The following is a 15,583-nucleotide window of genomic DNA, read 5'->3' on the forward strand; positions in this document are numbered from 1 at the left end:
ACCAATTTTGAATTGTTTTTTTGTTGTTCAAGCCCCTTTAAACCTATTCCATTAAAAAATTCATTTTTGTCTTTAACTTTATACAGATGAAAAACCTTGTCCTTTTACTTGTAGTCCTTATTTCCTGTGTAATGGGAACAGCCCAACAAACAGGAGAAAATTCATATGAAGCCCTTTGGAAAAAAGTGGCACAATTGGAAAATGAATCCTTGACTACCTCGGCTCTGGAACTGGTCAGGACCATATCTCAAAAAGCAGAAAAAGAGAAAAATTCAACCCAGACCATCAAAGCCCTACTCTACTCTTCCAAATACATCATGATATTGGAGGAAGATTCACAATTGACCATTGTCAATGAATTCAATCGAGAGATAGCCAAAGCATCCCCTCCCACAAAAAATATCTTGGAGAGCTATTTGGCAAACCTTTTTTGGCAATACTTTCAACAGAACCGGTACACGTATTACAATAGGACCAGGACGCTGGAGAAAGTAGATCCTGTAGACTTCAGGACGTGGGATCTGAACACCTTATTTGCGGAAATAAACCTTCATTTCGAGCGCTCCCTTGAAAATCCCGAAGCCCTGCAAAGCATGGAGATATCCCTTTTTGCAGCTATTCTACATCATCAAAAAGGATCTCATCAATACAGGCCCACATTATACGATGTTTTGGCACACACGGCACTAGATTTTTACAAGTCAAGTGAAAACAGCATCACAAGTCCTGCCTATAGGTTTGAATTGGACCAGCCGGAATATTTGTCAACCGGAGAAAAATTCAGCACCCTACAACTTAGCGCAAAAGACAGTAGCTCCCTACAACTAAAAGCCTTGAAGCTTTATCAGCAGCTATTGATGTCCCACCAGAAGGACAATTCCCTACTACCCTATATCGATGTTGATATTGAACGTTTACATTTTGTAAGGCAAAATGGGACCTTCGATGGGGTGGACCAACATTATCTAACTTCTTTGAAAAATGCAGCCAAATCCCTTGACAATGATCTGGCCGGACTTTATAAATATGAGATTGCAGCATTATACGACCAATGGGCAAATAACTACCTGCCCGAATCCAATGTGGAACATCAATGGAAGCGAAAAGAGGCCTTGGATATCTGCAACACCATCATGGAAAAATATCCCGAAAGTCCCGCAGCTGATAAATGTTCCTATTTAAAAACTCAAATACTATCGAAGAGCCTTCAGCTAAGGGCTGAGGAACATATACCGATAAATCTGCCCTCCCGTATCTTGGTCCACTATAAAAATAGGGATAGTTTACATCTTACCGCCTATCGCATTTCAAGCGAGCAAAAGGCCCAGTTGGAAAAAGCCTACCCCATTGAAAAACAACTGGCTTTTATCAAAGAATTGCATGCTGGGAAGCAATGGAAAGCTACCTTAAAGAATGTAGGTGACCATCTACTGCACGGTACGGAAATTTTACTTCCCCCATTACCCAATGGCCATTATGCAATACTTGCCGTAAACGACAGTTCGTACGCCTTCCAGACCCTTCAGGTAACGAATATTGCCGTAATTGAAACCAAAGGACCAAATGAACAAAAATATCAGGTCGTTAATCGCATTAATGGATTTCCAGTTTCAAAGGCACAAATTACAGTAAGCCATCAAAGAAATTACGATGGGCAGGTACAAAAACAATCGTTCTTAACAGACAAACAAGGCTTCATCAACATCCCGCTTACCAACGAAAGATGGACCAATGTTTCCCTGGAAATCAACACCGGAGATGAACGTGCTTATTTTGGCAGCTATTTTATTTCACAGGATTCCGATGAAGGTCTACCTACCGAAACCAATTATTTCACTTCCATCTTTACGGATCGAAGTATCTACAGACCAGGTCAGACCGTATTCTTTAAGGGAATCGCTATGGAAAGAAACAATCTCACCACAGCGTTATTAAAAAACACCAAAGCCATAGCAGTGCTTCTTGATGCCAATAACCAAGAAATTGGTAGACAAGAATATAAAACCAACGACTACGGCTCCTTTCAAGGTCAGTTTATTTTGCCGAGTAACGGGCTTACTGGCGAATATTCCATCAGAATCAGCTCCGACAAGCTTAATTTAAGTGGCTATTCCAATTTTTCGGTAGAGGAATACAAACGGCCAAAATTTGAAACCTCGCTCGATCAAGTTACAGAAAGTTATAAGGTCAATGATAGCATTGCGATCCAAGGTAACGCAACCGCTTTTGCCGGAAGTCCAGTTACCAATGCAAAGGTTTCCTACTCTGTTCGAAGGATAGTTCAATATCCGGAATGGTATTATTGGAGCCGCCCTCATATCAGTGGCACCTCCCAAGAGATTGCCCATGGGGAGACCATGACCGATGAAGCAGGCAAATATGAAGTCAACTTCAAAGCACTACCCGATGTCAGTATCCCAGAGCAAGATCTCCCTATTTTCTCCTATGAGATCACTGCGGATGTAACCGATATCAATGGTGAAACCCATAGCACCACCACAGTGGTTCGCGTGGGATACCATTCACTGATGGCAAACATTAATATGCCCAATACTTTGGACAAAGATAAGGATGACCATTCCTTTGAAATCACCACTACCAATTTAAATGGCCAAAAAATTTCCGCTATGGGCACCATTAAAATTTATAAACTTAAAGGCCCTAAAAGCGTACTGAGAGAAAGACCATGGCCCGCACCGGAATTTTCAGCTTTTGAAAAAGAAGAGTTCCAGAGACTATTTCCACACGATTCCTATGCTAAGGAGGAAAATCCGGAATCCTGGGAAAAAGGAGCTTTGGTGTGGCAATCAGCTTTTGACACTGCCACTTTGGACAAATTCTACTTGGGAAAAATCAATTTCTGGGTATCGGGAAGGTATGCCATAGTAATTGAAAGTGAGGATAAATTTGGCAGGGAGGTAAAAGTTATCAAACATGCCACCCTATTCTCCAATAAGGATAAGCGCTTGGCAGACAATCAGCTGTTCGATATTAGAACAAACAAGGAGACCTATGCCGTTGGCGAGGCAGTAAAACTTACCTTGGCCACCAATGCCGCTAAATTAAAGGTCACCTTATTCATTGAAAAAGATAACAAGGTCACCAAAACCATCGTCCTTCCCTTGTCCCGTAATACCAAGACCTTAACTATCCCCACCGGCGAAGGTGATTTGGGCGGTTTTACCATCGGGTACAGTTTTTCTGCTTTTAACGGGTTTGTACACGGGAACAAAAGCATTGTGCTGCCTTATCCCGACAATAATCTAAAAATGGAAACCATTACGTTCAGGGACAAATTGGCACCAGGTGCAGAAGAAACCTGGAGCTTTAGATTCAAAGGTGCTGAAGGTGATAAAGTGACCGCCGAAGTACTGGCCGGTATGTATGATGCCTCTCTGGATACCTTTAGGAACCATCAATGGAACTTTGATCCGAAGGCGCAACAAACTTACTACTCCACATACTATACCAATGCCAACCAAAGTTTTGGAACGGCATATTTCAATACCCGTATTGACCAGATGGAAAGTCCTGATTATAGTCCACAGGGATACGACACCTTTAATTGGTTCGACTTCTATTTTGGGACTGGGAATAGATTGTACAGGAACCAAATGATGATTAAAAATTCCGGACCTATCGTTGTGGAAGCTATGTATGACACACAAGAATTGGCCGAAGAAGTTATTGCGCCCCCGACACCTGCAAGTTCCAGTAAAACCAATGGTGAAATGGACCATAGTGCCACTGGGAAAGAATCAGCTCCGCAACCTGTCCAAATCCGTAAAAACCTTCAGGAAACCGCTTTTTTCTTTCCACATTTAAAAACCGATAAGGAAGGAAACGTTTCCTTTAGTTTCAAGACCCCTGAAGCCCTTACCTCATGGAAGCTCCAGGTATTGGCCCATACATCGGCCTTGGAAAGTACAGTGAAGACCTTTAAGACCGTGACCCAAAAGGAGCTTATGGTCACCCCTAATGTTCCCAGGTTCCTGAGGGAGGGCGATACAATAACCATCAGCAGTAAAATCAGCAATCTTACCGAGGACATTCTTAAGGGTGAGGCCACCATTATGGTAAGGGATGCCCTTAGCGGTAAGGACATTACACAGGACATACTATCAATACCAACTGCTGAAATGATGAGCGAAAACAAAAAGGATTTTGAGATAGCTTCCATGAACAACACACAGGTATCATGGTCCCTGGCAATCCCCAAAAACATTCAGGCGGTTGAACTTACGGTCATGGCAAAAGCTGGCGATTTTAGCGATGGCGAACAAAATACGCTACCGGTGCTTACCAATAGAATGCTGGTCACCGAAACTTTGCCCATGTGGGTCCATAAAAATCAGACCAAAACGTTTACACTGGATAAATTAAAGGAAACCACCTCAACTACCAGAAGCAACCATAAACTTACCTTGGAGATCACTTCCAATCCAACTTGGTATGCCATACAGGCCCTGCCCTATCTTATGGAATACCCTTATGACTGCAACGAGCAGATCTTCGGTAGGCTCTACGCCAATACGCTGGCCAATCATATCACAAAGTCGAATCCCAACATTGAAGCTGTTTTCAATCAGTGGGCAAGAACTGGAGCCTTGGAGAGCAATCTGGAAAAGAATCAGGATCTCAAATCTATTTTAATTCAAGAAACACCATGGTTGAGGGACGCGCAAACGGAAACCGAACAGAAAAAAAGAATCGCTCTGTTGTTCAACCAAGGCCACATGCAGCAAGAACAGCAAATGGCGCTGCATAAACTTACAAACAACCAAATGTCCTCAGGGGCATGGGCCTGGTTCCCCGGGGGGCCTGCCAATAGGTTCATTACCCAACATATCTTGGCTGGCATAGGACATTTAAAAAATTTGGATGCCGCACCCATTGGAGAGAAGGTCAGCTTACTGCAAGAAAAAGGCCTGGGATACCTGGATGAAGCTTTTGTGACCGAGTACAAGGAGGCAATGAAACACAAGGATTACAAGAATAATGATCACCTTAGTTCGATGCAGATCCACTACTTATATGTTAGGAGTTTTTATGGTGACCAACCTATCTCTACCATAGCCGAAGGGGCAATGAACTATTACCTGGATCAGGCATCCAAGTATTGGCCTAGAAAAAGTTTATATGAAAAAGCCCTATTGGCACTTGTTTTTCAAAGAAAGGGTATGGTTTCAGAAGCACAAAAAATAGTACGGTCCTTAAAGGAAAACAGCATATCAAGCGATGAATTAGGAATGTATTGGAAAGAAAATACCAGTTCTTGGCATTGGCAACATTCTCCCATTGAAACACAGGCCTTGCTGATTGAAGCATTTACCGAGGTTGGAGCAACAGACGCCAACAACAAGCAAGATATAAACCTTTTAAAGACCTGGTTGTTAAAGAACAAACAGACCAACCACTGGCCAACCACAAAGGCCACTACAGATGCCATATATGCCATATTGCTCGGCGGCCGCGAGTGGCTTTCCATAACAGATGCAGTTACTGTAAAAGTAGGGGGAAATAACATTGGCCCATGGCACATTGATCATCCTAAAAAGCGAGATACCCCTATTGAAGCTGGTAGCGGCTATTACAAAACCACATGGAACGGCAGTGAGATAAATTCCCAAATGGCAGACGTCCAGCTGGGCAATCAAGGGGAAGGCATTGCTTGGGGTGCGCTGTATTGGCAGTATTTTGAGGATTTGGATAAAATATCCCCTGCAAAAACCCCATTGCAACTTGAAAAAAAACTGTTCCTGAAAAAGAACACCGATTACGGGGAGGAACTCAAAGAACTGACAGGGGACACTCAGGTAAAAGTTGGTGATCTTGTTCGGGTTCACGTTGTTGTCAGGGCAGATCGCACCATGGAATACATACATCTCAAAGATATGAGAGCAGCCGGTTTGGAACCGGTAAATACAATCTCACATTATAAATGGCAAGATGGTCTGGGGTATTACGAAAGTACCAAAGATGCCAGCACCAATTTCTTTTTTGATACCCTACCAAAAGGTATCTATGTATTTGAGTATGACCTAAGGGTCAACAATCCAGGGGATTTCAGTAATGGCATTACTACCATTCAAAGTATGTACGCTCCTGAATTTAGTAGCCATAGCAAAGGAAACAGGATACACGTCATGGAGAAATAATTATACTTTTGGTAATTAGTTATCGATTTTTTTCATAAATTAACAGATAACTAATACATAAACAGCCAATTATGAATCCAAAAGTTTTTATGGTCCTAAGAATTGCCTTTGGACTTTTCTTAATTGTTTTCGGATCGAATAAGTTGATTCATTTTATGCCCATGGGACAAATGTCCGAGGCGGCAATGAACTATTTCTCCGCATTGATGAGTACCAATACCCTTAACATGGTGGCATTGGTGGAAATTGTTGCCGGTCTTTCCTTATTGGCCAACAAATTTGGGGCATTGATGATGATCATTCTAATGACCATCTCGGTAAATGCCATACTGTTTAATGCGTTTCTGGAGCCCACCTCCATTGGCCCCGCATTAATTTTACTGCTACTGAATATTGTGATGTTATACTTTTATAAGGATCGATATCAGGACATACTAAGACCTTAATCAAATTCACAAAATGAAAAAAAGGTAGAATCATCGTTGGTGATCTACCTTTTTCATTTACTATCATTTATTATTTTATGGGAACAGTCCGTTTCATTTATGCCCATTGGGAATTCGCATCAATAGAGTTTTGGAACTTTTAGGATCCCGGGGGATATTTGGAAAACACCTTATCCACTACCTCTCTTAATTTTGCCTCCCGGGCCTGTGGGGTCAGGTTCTCCTTAAAGGAGCTCTCACTAACGGCCTGCCAGAACAGCTCGTCATTCTGACTGTCCACAAGATCAAATTGTATAATCCGCTCCAAATCTGGCTGTCCGATGGGCAATCCAATGGAGATCCCCCCTCCCACATTCCGACCAGTTCCTCCAACACCAACACCCACGGAATTGTTTCTCGGGGCTCTCACGGAACTACTGGTCACGTTGATTAGAAAATCTGGTTCCTCTGCCAATAACATCCCCTTGACCTGCATGGTGGAATCTATGGCATCCAATAGGCGTTTCGTATCCAACTGAGTAAGCCCGGTTTCCATATCCGGATAGTAATTATAGGTAGAATAATTGGAATAATCGGTTGCCTTGTCATAATCGTAGTTGACCCTTACAGTGGAGCAAGAGACAAAAAACAAGACAACCCACATGGCAATGAAATATCTCATTATTAGGTTTTTCATAAAAATACTCAAAAATGGAAATGAAATTGAATGATCACTTGATTAATCGTTCAACATCGCCCAGAGCCTATCCTTAAGTTCCACAATACCTTTTTGTGCCACTGAGGAAATGAACATATATGGAGTGCCTTTAAGGTCCTTATCCAGTTCCAAGCGCATTTCATCCATAAGCTCCTGATCCAACATATCGCTTTTGGAAATGACAACCAACCTTTCCTTGTCCAAAAGCTCCTCATTATACCTGCGAAGTTCGTCCAACAAAATTTCGTATTCCCTACTGATGTCCTTGCTATCTGCAGGAATCAGGAACAACAAGGTAGCGTTCCTTTCAATATGCCTCAAGAAATAATGCCCTAGACCTTTCCCTTCTGCTGCCCCTTCTATAATCCCTGGAATATCGGCCATTACAAAACTTTGGAAGTCTCTGTATTCCACGATTCCCAAATTGGGCTTCAGTGTGGTAAATTCGTAATCGGCGATCTTTGGTTTTGCAGAGGTGATAACCGACAATAACGTAGATTTACCGGCATTGGGAAAACCAACAAGGCCCACATCGGCCAAGACCTTCATTTCCAAGGTTATTTGCCTATCCACTCCTGGTTTGCCCGGTTGCGCATATCTTGGGGTCTGATTGGTAGAAGACCTAAAGTGCCAGTTTCCCAATCCGCCCATACCACCTTCCACAATGATCTTTTCTTCTCCGTGTTCCGTAATTTCAAATAAGATCTCATTGGTTTCCGTATCCCTAATCACGGTTCCCAAAGGAACATCCACATAAACATCCTCCCCATCGGCACCAAAACTTCTGTTCTTGCTTCCGTGCTCACCGTGACCGGCCTTGAAATGTTTTTTGAATTTAAAGTGAACCAACGTCCAAAGGTTTTTATTTCCCCTAAGGATCACATGTCCACCTCTACCTCCATCACCACCATCGGGACCTCCCTTGGTTATAAATTTTTCTCTATGTAAGTGCGCAGAACCCTTGCCCCCATTTCCGGAAGAAACATACGCCTTAACATAGTCAACAAAATTACCTTCAGTCATTTTTATCGTTTATTGGTTTGCAGAAGATCCATGGGGATATTTCCGATCATTGGTAACACCTATAGGAAGCAAACCTTATAATTTATCTATTACCGCTTTTAAGCGTTCGGTAATATCCGCTATGGCCCCAATACCGTTCACACTATGGAACTTTTTTCTGGCCTCGTAATATTCTTTTAGGGGAGCAGTCTTCTCATTGTATTCCTCAAACCTGTTTCTGATCTTTTCTTCATCCTGATCGTCCGGTCTTCCGCTCACCTTGCCCCTTTCCAACAAACGCTGTATCAAAACCTCATCATTGGCTTCCAGTGCAATGGTCGCATTAATTTTCATATCCTTGGTCGCCAAAAAATCATCCAAGGCATCTGCCTGTGCCGTTGTCCTTGGAAATCCGTCAAATATGAAACCGGAAGCGTCTGGATTTTTCTCAACCTCATCCTGCAACATTTTTATGGTTACCTCATCCGGCACCAGGTCACCTTTATCCATATACGATTTGGCAAGTTGCCCCAATGGCGTATCATTTTTAATATTGTAACGGAATACATCTCCCGTGGAAATATGTTTTAGATTATAGGTATCCCTTAAGAATTCTGCTTGGGTACCCTTCCCGGCCCCAGGTTTACCGAATAATACTAGGTTGATCATATATTTTTGGTTTAATTGGTATACTTCTTTTAAATTTCTTCCCAGTTCATTGTAATCCAATCCGTACCCAACAATAAATTTATCGGGAATTTCCATTCCAACGTAATCAATGAAATATTCCCCATTGTAGACGGATGGCTTATAAAACAATGTGGCTATCTTAAATTCCTTAACATTGGCATTGGCGAACAGATGAACCAACTTCTGCAAAGTACGACCGGTATCAATAATGTCCTCTAAAATGACAACTACCCTACCTTCTATGTTCTCGGGAACATCCAATAAGGTTTCAACAATACCCGTGGAGGTGAGTCCGCTATAGGAACTCAACTTAACAAATGATACTTCACACTGGTGTTCGTAATTTTTCAGGACATCGGAGACAAACATAAAAGACCCGTTGAGCACCCCTACAAAAATAGGAACCTGATCCTTATAATCGGCTGCAACGGCATGGGCCACTTTTTTAACGGCAGCTTCTATTTCTGCTTCGCTAAGAAATGGTTTGAAAAATTTGTCGTGGAGCTTTATCACCGCCATATATTTAATGAGAAGGCAAAGATAACATTTTGATTTCTCTTTTTAAGATGCGCAAGGCTGTTTTAAGATTTAAATGTATTTTTGTTGCACTAATTGTATTCTATTATCCATTAAGACTAAAGAATATTCCATGAACTATTTTTCTTCCGATTTTAAACTGGGTATCCTGGGCGGTGGCCAATTAGGAAAAATGATGCTCTATGAGACCCGAAAGTTCGATATCCGAACCAAGGTCATGGACCCCTCGGAGGAGGCACCCTGCAAGATAGCCTGCAATGAATTTCTTCAGGGAGACCTGATGGATTATGATAGGGTCTACAATTTTGGTAAAGATGTGGATGTCCTTACCATTGAGATAGAGAACATCAATTTGGATGCGCTGGAGCGATTGGAAGATGAAGGCGTAAAAGTATATCCGCCATCGAACACCTTGCGCACCATCCAGAACAAGGCCAAACAGAAGCTCTTCTATGTGGACCATGGTATTCCCACGGCTCCATTCAACAGATTTGCTTACACCAGTGAAATAGAGGACAGCATTAGCAATGGGGGATTAAAATTTCCTTTTGTTTGGAAATGCACCCAGTTCGGTTATGATGGTCAGGGGGTAAAAGTGGTTCGCAGTTTAAAGGACCTGCAGGGCTTGCCCAATGTGGAGTGCATAGCGGAAGAAATGATACCTTTTAAAAATGAACTTGCCGTTATTGTGGTGAGAAACCCCAGTGGGCAGGTAGTCACTTACCCAGTGGTTGAAATGGAATTTCATCCAGAAGCAAACCAGGTGGAATATGTGATATGCCCAGCAAGAATTGATCAAAAAGTAGCCGAGAAGGCCAATGCCATTGCCTTGAAAGTTTCAGAAAAAATGGAACATATAGGGGTCTTGGCCGTAGAAATGTTCCAAACCAACGAAGACCAGATCCTGGTAAACGAAGTGGCACCACGACCACATAATAGTGGCCATTACAGTATTGAAGCCAGTTATACCAACCAATTTGAACAGCATATAAGGGCTATCTTGAATCTTCCCTTGGGAAAAACAGATAGCAAGGTAGCTGGCATAATGGTGAATTTGGTAGGGGCCGAGGGCCATAATGGCAATGTGGTCTACGATAATATAGATAAAATCTTGGGAATGGAAGGGGTAACCCCTCATATCTATGGAAAAAGACAGACCCGTCCATTCAGGAAAATGGGGCATGTGACCATCGTGGACCAAGATATAGCAAAGGCTAGAAAAATTGCCGAAGAGGTGAAAAGCACCATTAAAGTAATCAGTGAATAAGAAAACAATACAACTATGAGCAAAGTGGCAGTAGTTATGGGAAGCACAAGTGATCTTCCCGTTATGCAGGAAGCAGTGGATATATTAAAGGGGTTTGACATAGAGGTTGATGTGGATATTGTTTCTGCCCACCGTACTCCGGAAAAATTGTTCGACTTCAGTATGAATGCCCACAAAAATGGCTACTCGGTTATTATTGCCGGTGCTGGTGGCGCTGCACATTTACCCGGGATGGTAGCCTCCATGTCGCCCTTGCCCGTTATTGGGGTCCCCGTTAAAAGCAGCAATTCCATTGACGGATGGGATTCCATTTTGTCCATATTACAGATGCCCGGAGGCGTACCCGTAGCAACGGTAGCTCTGAACGGCGCCAAAAACGCAGGAATCCTTGCCGCACAAATTATCGGGAGCAACGACAAATGTGTCTTGGACAAAATTATCTTCTATAAGGAAGGCCTTAAGCAAAAAGTAATACAGGGAGCCGAGGAAGTACGTAAAAAGTAATTCCCGGTAGCGGATAAAATCCAAGATTCATTAGATGAAGTTCCGATGAACCATACCCCCTACCCTTGATTCAGCTTTACATAAATTATAAATTTGAACTAAAATATACTATGGACAACCCTTTATTGATACCCTTCGATACAGCACCATTTTCCAAAATAAAGAACGAACATTTCAAACCTGCATTCTTGGAGACCATGGCCCAGGCCAGAAAGGAGATAGATGCCATTGCACATGCGACCTCATCTCCCACTTTTGAAAATACCATCGCGGCCCTGGATTTTGCAGGCCAGCAATTGGATCGTGTTTCCAGTGTCTTCTTCAACCTGAATTCTGCGGAGACCAATCCCGAAATTCAGAAGATAGCCCAGGAGGTATCCCCCCTCTTATCGGAATTCAGCAATGATATCATGCTCAATGAAAAACTATTCAAAAGGGTGAAAGCTGTTTTTGAGAAAAGAGACGAGCTGGAGCTGACCAAGGAAGAATATACCTTATTGGACAAGAAATACAAAAGCTTCAGTAGAAATGGGGCCAATTTGCCCGAGGACAAAAAAAAACGACTCAGGGAAATTGATGCGGAGCTCTCCAAACTCAAATTGCAATTTGGGGAAAACGTGCTCGCCGAGACCAATAAATACGAAATGCACCTGACGGATGAGTCCGACTTGGAAGGCTTGCCGGACGGTGAGAAAGAGGCTGCGGAACAATTGGCTAAATCAAAGGACAAAGAAGGCTGGCTGATCACCTTGGATTACCCCAGTTATATTCCATTTATGAAATATGCCAAAAACAGGGCCTTGAGAAAAGAGTTGTCCATATCCTTTGGCAGCAAAGGTTTTCACAATGACGAACTGGACAACCAGGAAAATATAATCAAGATCGCCAGGTTGCGTTTCGAACGTGCTAGTCTATTGGGGTACAAGTCCCACGCCCATTTTGTTCTTGAGGAGCGGATGGCGGAAACTCCGGAGAAGGTCCATGAGTTTTTAAATGAACTATTGGAAAAGGCCAAGCCCGCAGCAGAAAGGGAATTCCAAGAATTGGAAGCCTTTGCCAAAGAGCTGGACCATATTGACCGGTTGGAGAAATGGGACAGCGCCTATTACTCTGAAAAATTGAAACAGAAGTTGTTCAATTTGGACGATGAGAAACTGAAACCCTATTTTAAACTGGAAAATGTTATAGCCGGCGTTTTTAAGGTAGCAGAGAAACTATACGGATTGCAATTTGAAGAAGCTTTTGATATCGACAAATACCATGCAGACGTCAAAACCTATCGCATATATGATGAACAAAAAAATTTGGTGTCCCTGTTTTATGCCGATTTTCATCCTAGATCTGGAAAACGCGGGGGAGCATGGATGACCTCCTTCAAATCACAATATGTGCAAAATGGAATCAATGTGAGACCACATATATCCAATGTCTGCAATTTCACCAAACCAACAGCAAGCAAACCTTCCCTACTGACTTTTAATGAAGTAACGACATTGTTCCATGAATTTGGTCATGGCCTGCACGGGATGCTGGCAGATACGGTATACCCTGGACTATCGGGCACTTCTGTATATTGGGATTTTGTGGAGCTGCCAAGTCAGATACTGGAAAATTGGTGTTATGAAAAAGAAGCCTTGGAACTTTTTGCCACCCACTATGATACCGGGGAAATGATCCCGATGGAGATGGTGGAAAAAATCAAAGAATCATCAACCTTCCAGGAAGGTATGGCCACATTGCGGCAATTGAGTTTTGGCCTTCTGGACATGTCATGGCACGGATCCGACCCTTCCCATATTACCGATGTAAAAGCGCAGGAAAAAGAGGCCTTTAAGGATACCGACCTATATCCCGATATGCCCGAGACCTGTATGAGTACGTCGTTCGCCCATATTTTTCAAGGAGGCTATTCCTCAGGCTATTATAGCTATAAATGGGCAGAAGTACTGGATGCCGATGCCTTTGCCTACTTCAAGGAAAAAGGTATTTTCAATAAGGAAGTGGCCACTAAATTCAAAGAAAATATACTTTCGAAAGGTGGCACGGAAAATCCAATGGATCTTTACAAGCGCTTCAGGGGAGCCGAACCGAAAATAGAACCTCTTTTGGAACGAGCAGGATTGATCTAAAGAACAACAAAAAAACCTGTAAGCTATTGAAAGCCTACAGGTTTTTTATTTTTGTATTTCCTGAAACCGGATCATTTCTTTTTTCCATAGGCATCATATCCCCCGGTAAGGTTGGTCACATCTTTATAACCATTGGCCAACAACCATTCGGCAGCCTTGTAACTTCTGCCTCCTACTTTACAGTATACATATACGGGCCTGTCCTTGGACACATCTTTGAACTGTTGGGCAAACGAATCTCCCAACCAATCTATGTTCTTTGCATTCTTCAAATGCCCTGCCTTAAATTCTGAAGGGGTCCTGACATCGACCAAAACAACCGATTTTAATTGATCTTCCGACAAGGAAGTAATGGGTTTTGATTTCATTTGGGCCATTCCCAATTGAACAATCAATAAAAAAAGTAGTGAAAAAGTGGATTTCATAGGGCAAAACTGTTTAAACAAAAATAATACTTAATGTTCAAAAAAAAATAAATTACATTTGGTACGAGCAAAAATTAATATGACAACTCACGTCTTACAACCCGAGTTCTGGGTGGATCAATATGCCGATTACCTCTTTAATTATGCTGTTTCCCGCGTTAGCGATTCAGAAATAGCTAAGGACCTGGTACAGGAAACCTTTTTTGCCGGATTGAAATCGGCCAAAAATTATAAGGGTGATGCCGCCGAACGCACGTGGTTGATTGCAATTTTAAAGCGAAAGGTCATAGACCACTACCGCAAGATAAACTCAAACAAAGGAAAAGCCGAGGTACGCATGTCCTACAATACAAATGCGGAATCCGAAGGGGATTGGCTGGAAGAACAGGTAGCCGACCCGGGGAGCATGTTGGAAATTAGCGACATTGAAAATGAGGAACTGGGTATGGCCATACAGGAATGCATTTCCAAATTACCAAAAAAACAGGCCATGGTCTTTACCATGAAAACCGTGCAGGGGATGAGTACGGAAGATATTTGTAATGAGTTGGATATTAATCCGTCTAACCTTTGGGTGATGATACACAGGGCCAGAACAACCTTGATGGATTGCCTTAATCAAAATTGGTTTTAAATTATGATTTCTTGCCAAGAAGCAGCAGTTATTTGCAACAAAGCACAGTATAAAGAAGCTAAGTTTATGGAGATCCTAAGACTTAAATTCCATATTTTGATGTGCAAGACTTGTTCCAAGTATACCAAAAAGAACACGAAACTCACCTCCCTATGTGAACAGGCCGGCTTGCACACCTTATCCGAAAAAGATAAGTCGGAAATGCAGGAAAAACTATATCCAAAAAGCGAACAACCCTAAGAAAATCCACCAAAAAATAGGCAGTGCCTCTACCCAAAAGGAGGAAAAATATGCAGTTTGCCTTCTTTGGGTAAACAACATCAACAACCCTAGCATAAACAGTCCAAAACCTTTGGACAGGGCATCCAAATTGGAGATATGATCCTTTAAAAAAAGGAGCCAAAAAAACAGAAAAGCCCCCAAAGTACCAATCATCTTTGTCCTTATAAAGCCTATGAGCTGGGGCAAGGTCCGCAGGTCTGGCTCATCGTACTTTAAATCCCTAATCTCAAAAGGAACCATCAGGACCAGGACGAACAAAAATCGCTGTATCGCCTCTACCCAAACATCCCAGGTCAGGTCCCCAGAATTTGCAAGTACCGGCAAATGCACCGTGGCACCTGCCCAAACAATGGCTACCACCACAATTTTGAACCCTCCAAGACTTCTGAGGTTTCTCGCCTTGGGCAGAAAAGGAATGGCATACATTGCGGTCAACAAAACCAAGACACCAATGCACCTCCACGCGTCATAGTTCAAAAACCAGAAATGATATATCGCCACAAAAAAGGCCACAAAACTAAATAGCTGTATATTTTTGTGGTAGCTGTTTGCCACCAGTAGATACTTTTTGGCCTCAACCCCATATTTCACAAAGTTATACCCCACTATAGTTCCAAAAAACAGGAAATAGGACAGGTTATGGTCCATGGGAATGTTTAAGATCAAACAACTCACCTTCAGCATGGCAAAAACAGCTAATGCCACATGAATACTGGCATCCAAATAAAAGTCGAAAAATCGCTTAAGCCATTTCATTGAACAAAATTAAATAAACTGTTCACAAGATTGATTTTTAGTTAAAAACTTTATGT

12 protein-coding genes are annotated in these 15,583 nt (G+C 42.3%); 7 read left to right on the forward strand and 5 right to left on the reverse strand.

The features are described 5' to 3' along the window. Nucleotides 1–86 precede the first annotated feature (86 nt). Both WAA86_RS09685 and WAA86_RS09690 read left to right on the forward strand, forming a co-directional pair. A complete protein-coding gene (locus tag WAA86_RS09685) occupies nt 87–6,158 on the forward strand; it encodes an alpha-2-macroglobulin family protein (protein WP_337300799.1) in 6,072 nt (2,023 codons plus the stop codon). Between the two features lie 71 nt (nt 6,159–6,229). After that, nucleotides 6,230–6,604 carry a DoxX family membrane protein gene (locus tag WAA86_RS09690; RefSeq protein ID WP_337300800.1) on the forward strand — a complete coding sequence of 125 codons (375 nt, stop codon included), beginning with the start codon at nt 6,230–6,232 and terminating at the stop codon, nt 6,602–6,604. 139 nt (nt 6,605–6,743) lie between these two features. On the opposite strand, the gene WAA86_RS09695 is transcribed toward WAA86_RS09690, so the two are convergent. The 3 genes from WAA86_RS09695 to WAA86_RS09705 all read right to left on the reverse strand — a co-directional run bounded on the left by WAA86_RS09695 (nt 6,744) and on the right by WAA86_RS09705 (nt 9,506). Further along, nucleotides 6,744–7,265 (reverse strand): DUF4136 domain-containing protein, encoded by a 522-nt coding sequence (locus tag WAA86_RS09695; RefSeq protein ID WP_337300801.1) that lies wholly within the window; start codon nt 7,263–7,265, stop codon nt 6,744–6,746. Between the two features lie 57 nt (nt 7,266–7,322). Beyond that, nucleotides 7,323–8,324, reverse strand: a complete 1,002-nt coding sequence (obgE, locus tag WAA86_RS09700; protein ID WP_337300802.1) for a GTPase ObgE — start codon at nt 8,322–8,324, stop codon at nt 7,323–7,325. A gap of 75 nt (nt 8,325–8,399) precedes the next feature. After that, nucleotides 8,400–9,506, reverse strand: a complete 1,107-nt coding sequence (locus tag WAA86_RS09705) for an adenylate kinase (RefSeq protein ID WP_337300845.1) — start codon at nt 9,504–9,506, stop codon at nt 8,400–8,402. Nucleotides 9,507–9,642: 136 nt separating this feature from the next. Here WAA86_RS09705 and WAA86_RS09710 point away from each other — a divergent pair, with 136 nt between their 5' ends. From WAA86_RS09710 to WAA86_RS09720, 3 genes are all read left to right on the forward strand, one after another. After that, on the forward strand, nt 9,643–10,797 hold the full coding sequence (locus tag WAA86_RS09710; RefSeq protein ID WP_337300803.1) for a 5-(carboxyamino)imidazole ribonucleotide synthase: 1,155 nt from the start codon (nt 9,643–9,645) through the stop codon (nt 10,795–10,797). A 15-nt stretch (nt 10,798–10,812) separates the two neighbouring features. Continuing rightward, nucleotides 10,813–11,301, forward strand: coding sequence for a 5-(carboxyamino)imidazole ribonucleotide mutase (gene purE / locus WAA86_RS09715; protein ID WP_337300804.1), 489 nt, complete (start codon nt 10,813–10,815; stop codon nt 11,299–11,301). A gap of 110 nt (nt 11,302–11,411) precedes the next feature. Then, on the forward strand, nt 11,412–13,430 hold the full coding sequence (locus WAA86_RS09720; RefSeq protein WP_337300805.1) for a M3 family metallopeptidase: 2,019 nt from the start codon (nt 11,412–11,414) through the stop codon (nt 13,428–13,430). A 71-nt stretch (nt 13,431–13,501) separates the two neighbouring features. Here WAA86_RS09720 and WAA86_RS09725 read toward each other — a convergent pair whose 3' ends face one another. Further along, nucleotides 13,502–13,855, reverse strand: a complete 354-nt coding sequence (locus WAA86_RS09725; RefSeq protein ID WP_337300806.1) for a rhodanese-like domain-containing protein — start codon at nt 13,853–13,855, stop codon at nt 13,502–13,504. 79 nt (nt 13,856–13,934) lie between these two features. On the opposite strand from WAA86_RS09725, the gene WAA86_RS09730 reads away from it, so the two are divergent. Together WAA86_RS09730 and WAA86_RS09735 are read left to right on the forward strand one after the other, a co-directional pair. Next, nucleotides 13,935–14,489 (forward strand): sigma-70 family RNA polymerase sigma factor, encoded by a 555-nt coding sequence (locus WAA86_RS09730; RefSeq protein WP_337300807.1) that lies wholly within the window; start codon nt 13,935–13,937, stop codon nt 14,487–14,489. Between the two features lie 3 nt (nt 14,490–14,492). After that, a complete protein-coding gene (locus tag WAA86_RS09735) occupies nt 14,493–14,729 on the forward strand; it encodes a hypothetical protein (RefSeq protein ID WP_337300808.1) in 237 nt (78 codons plus the stop codon). Here WAA86_RS09735 and WAA86_RS09740 read toward each other — a convergent pair. Then, a complete protein-coding gene (locus WAA86_RS09740; protein WP_337300809.1) occupies nt 14,703–15,527 on the reverse strand; it encodes a hypothetical protein in 825 nt (274 codons plus the stop codon). The genes WAA86_RS09735 and WAA86_RS09740 overlap by 27 nt on opposite strands. Nucleotides 15,528–15,583 lie beyond the last annotated feature (56 nt).

Source organism: Sediminicola sp. 1XM1-17, assembly GCF_037203765.1.
Lineage (GTDB): Bacteria > Bacteroidota > Bacteroidia > Flavobacteriales > Flavobacteriaceae > Sediminicola.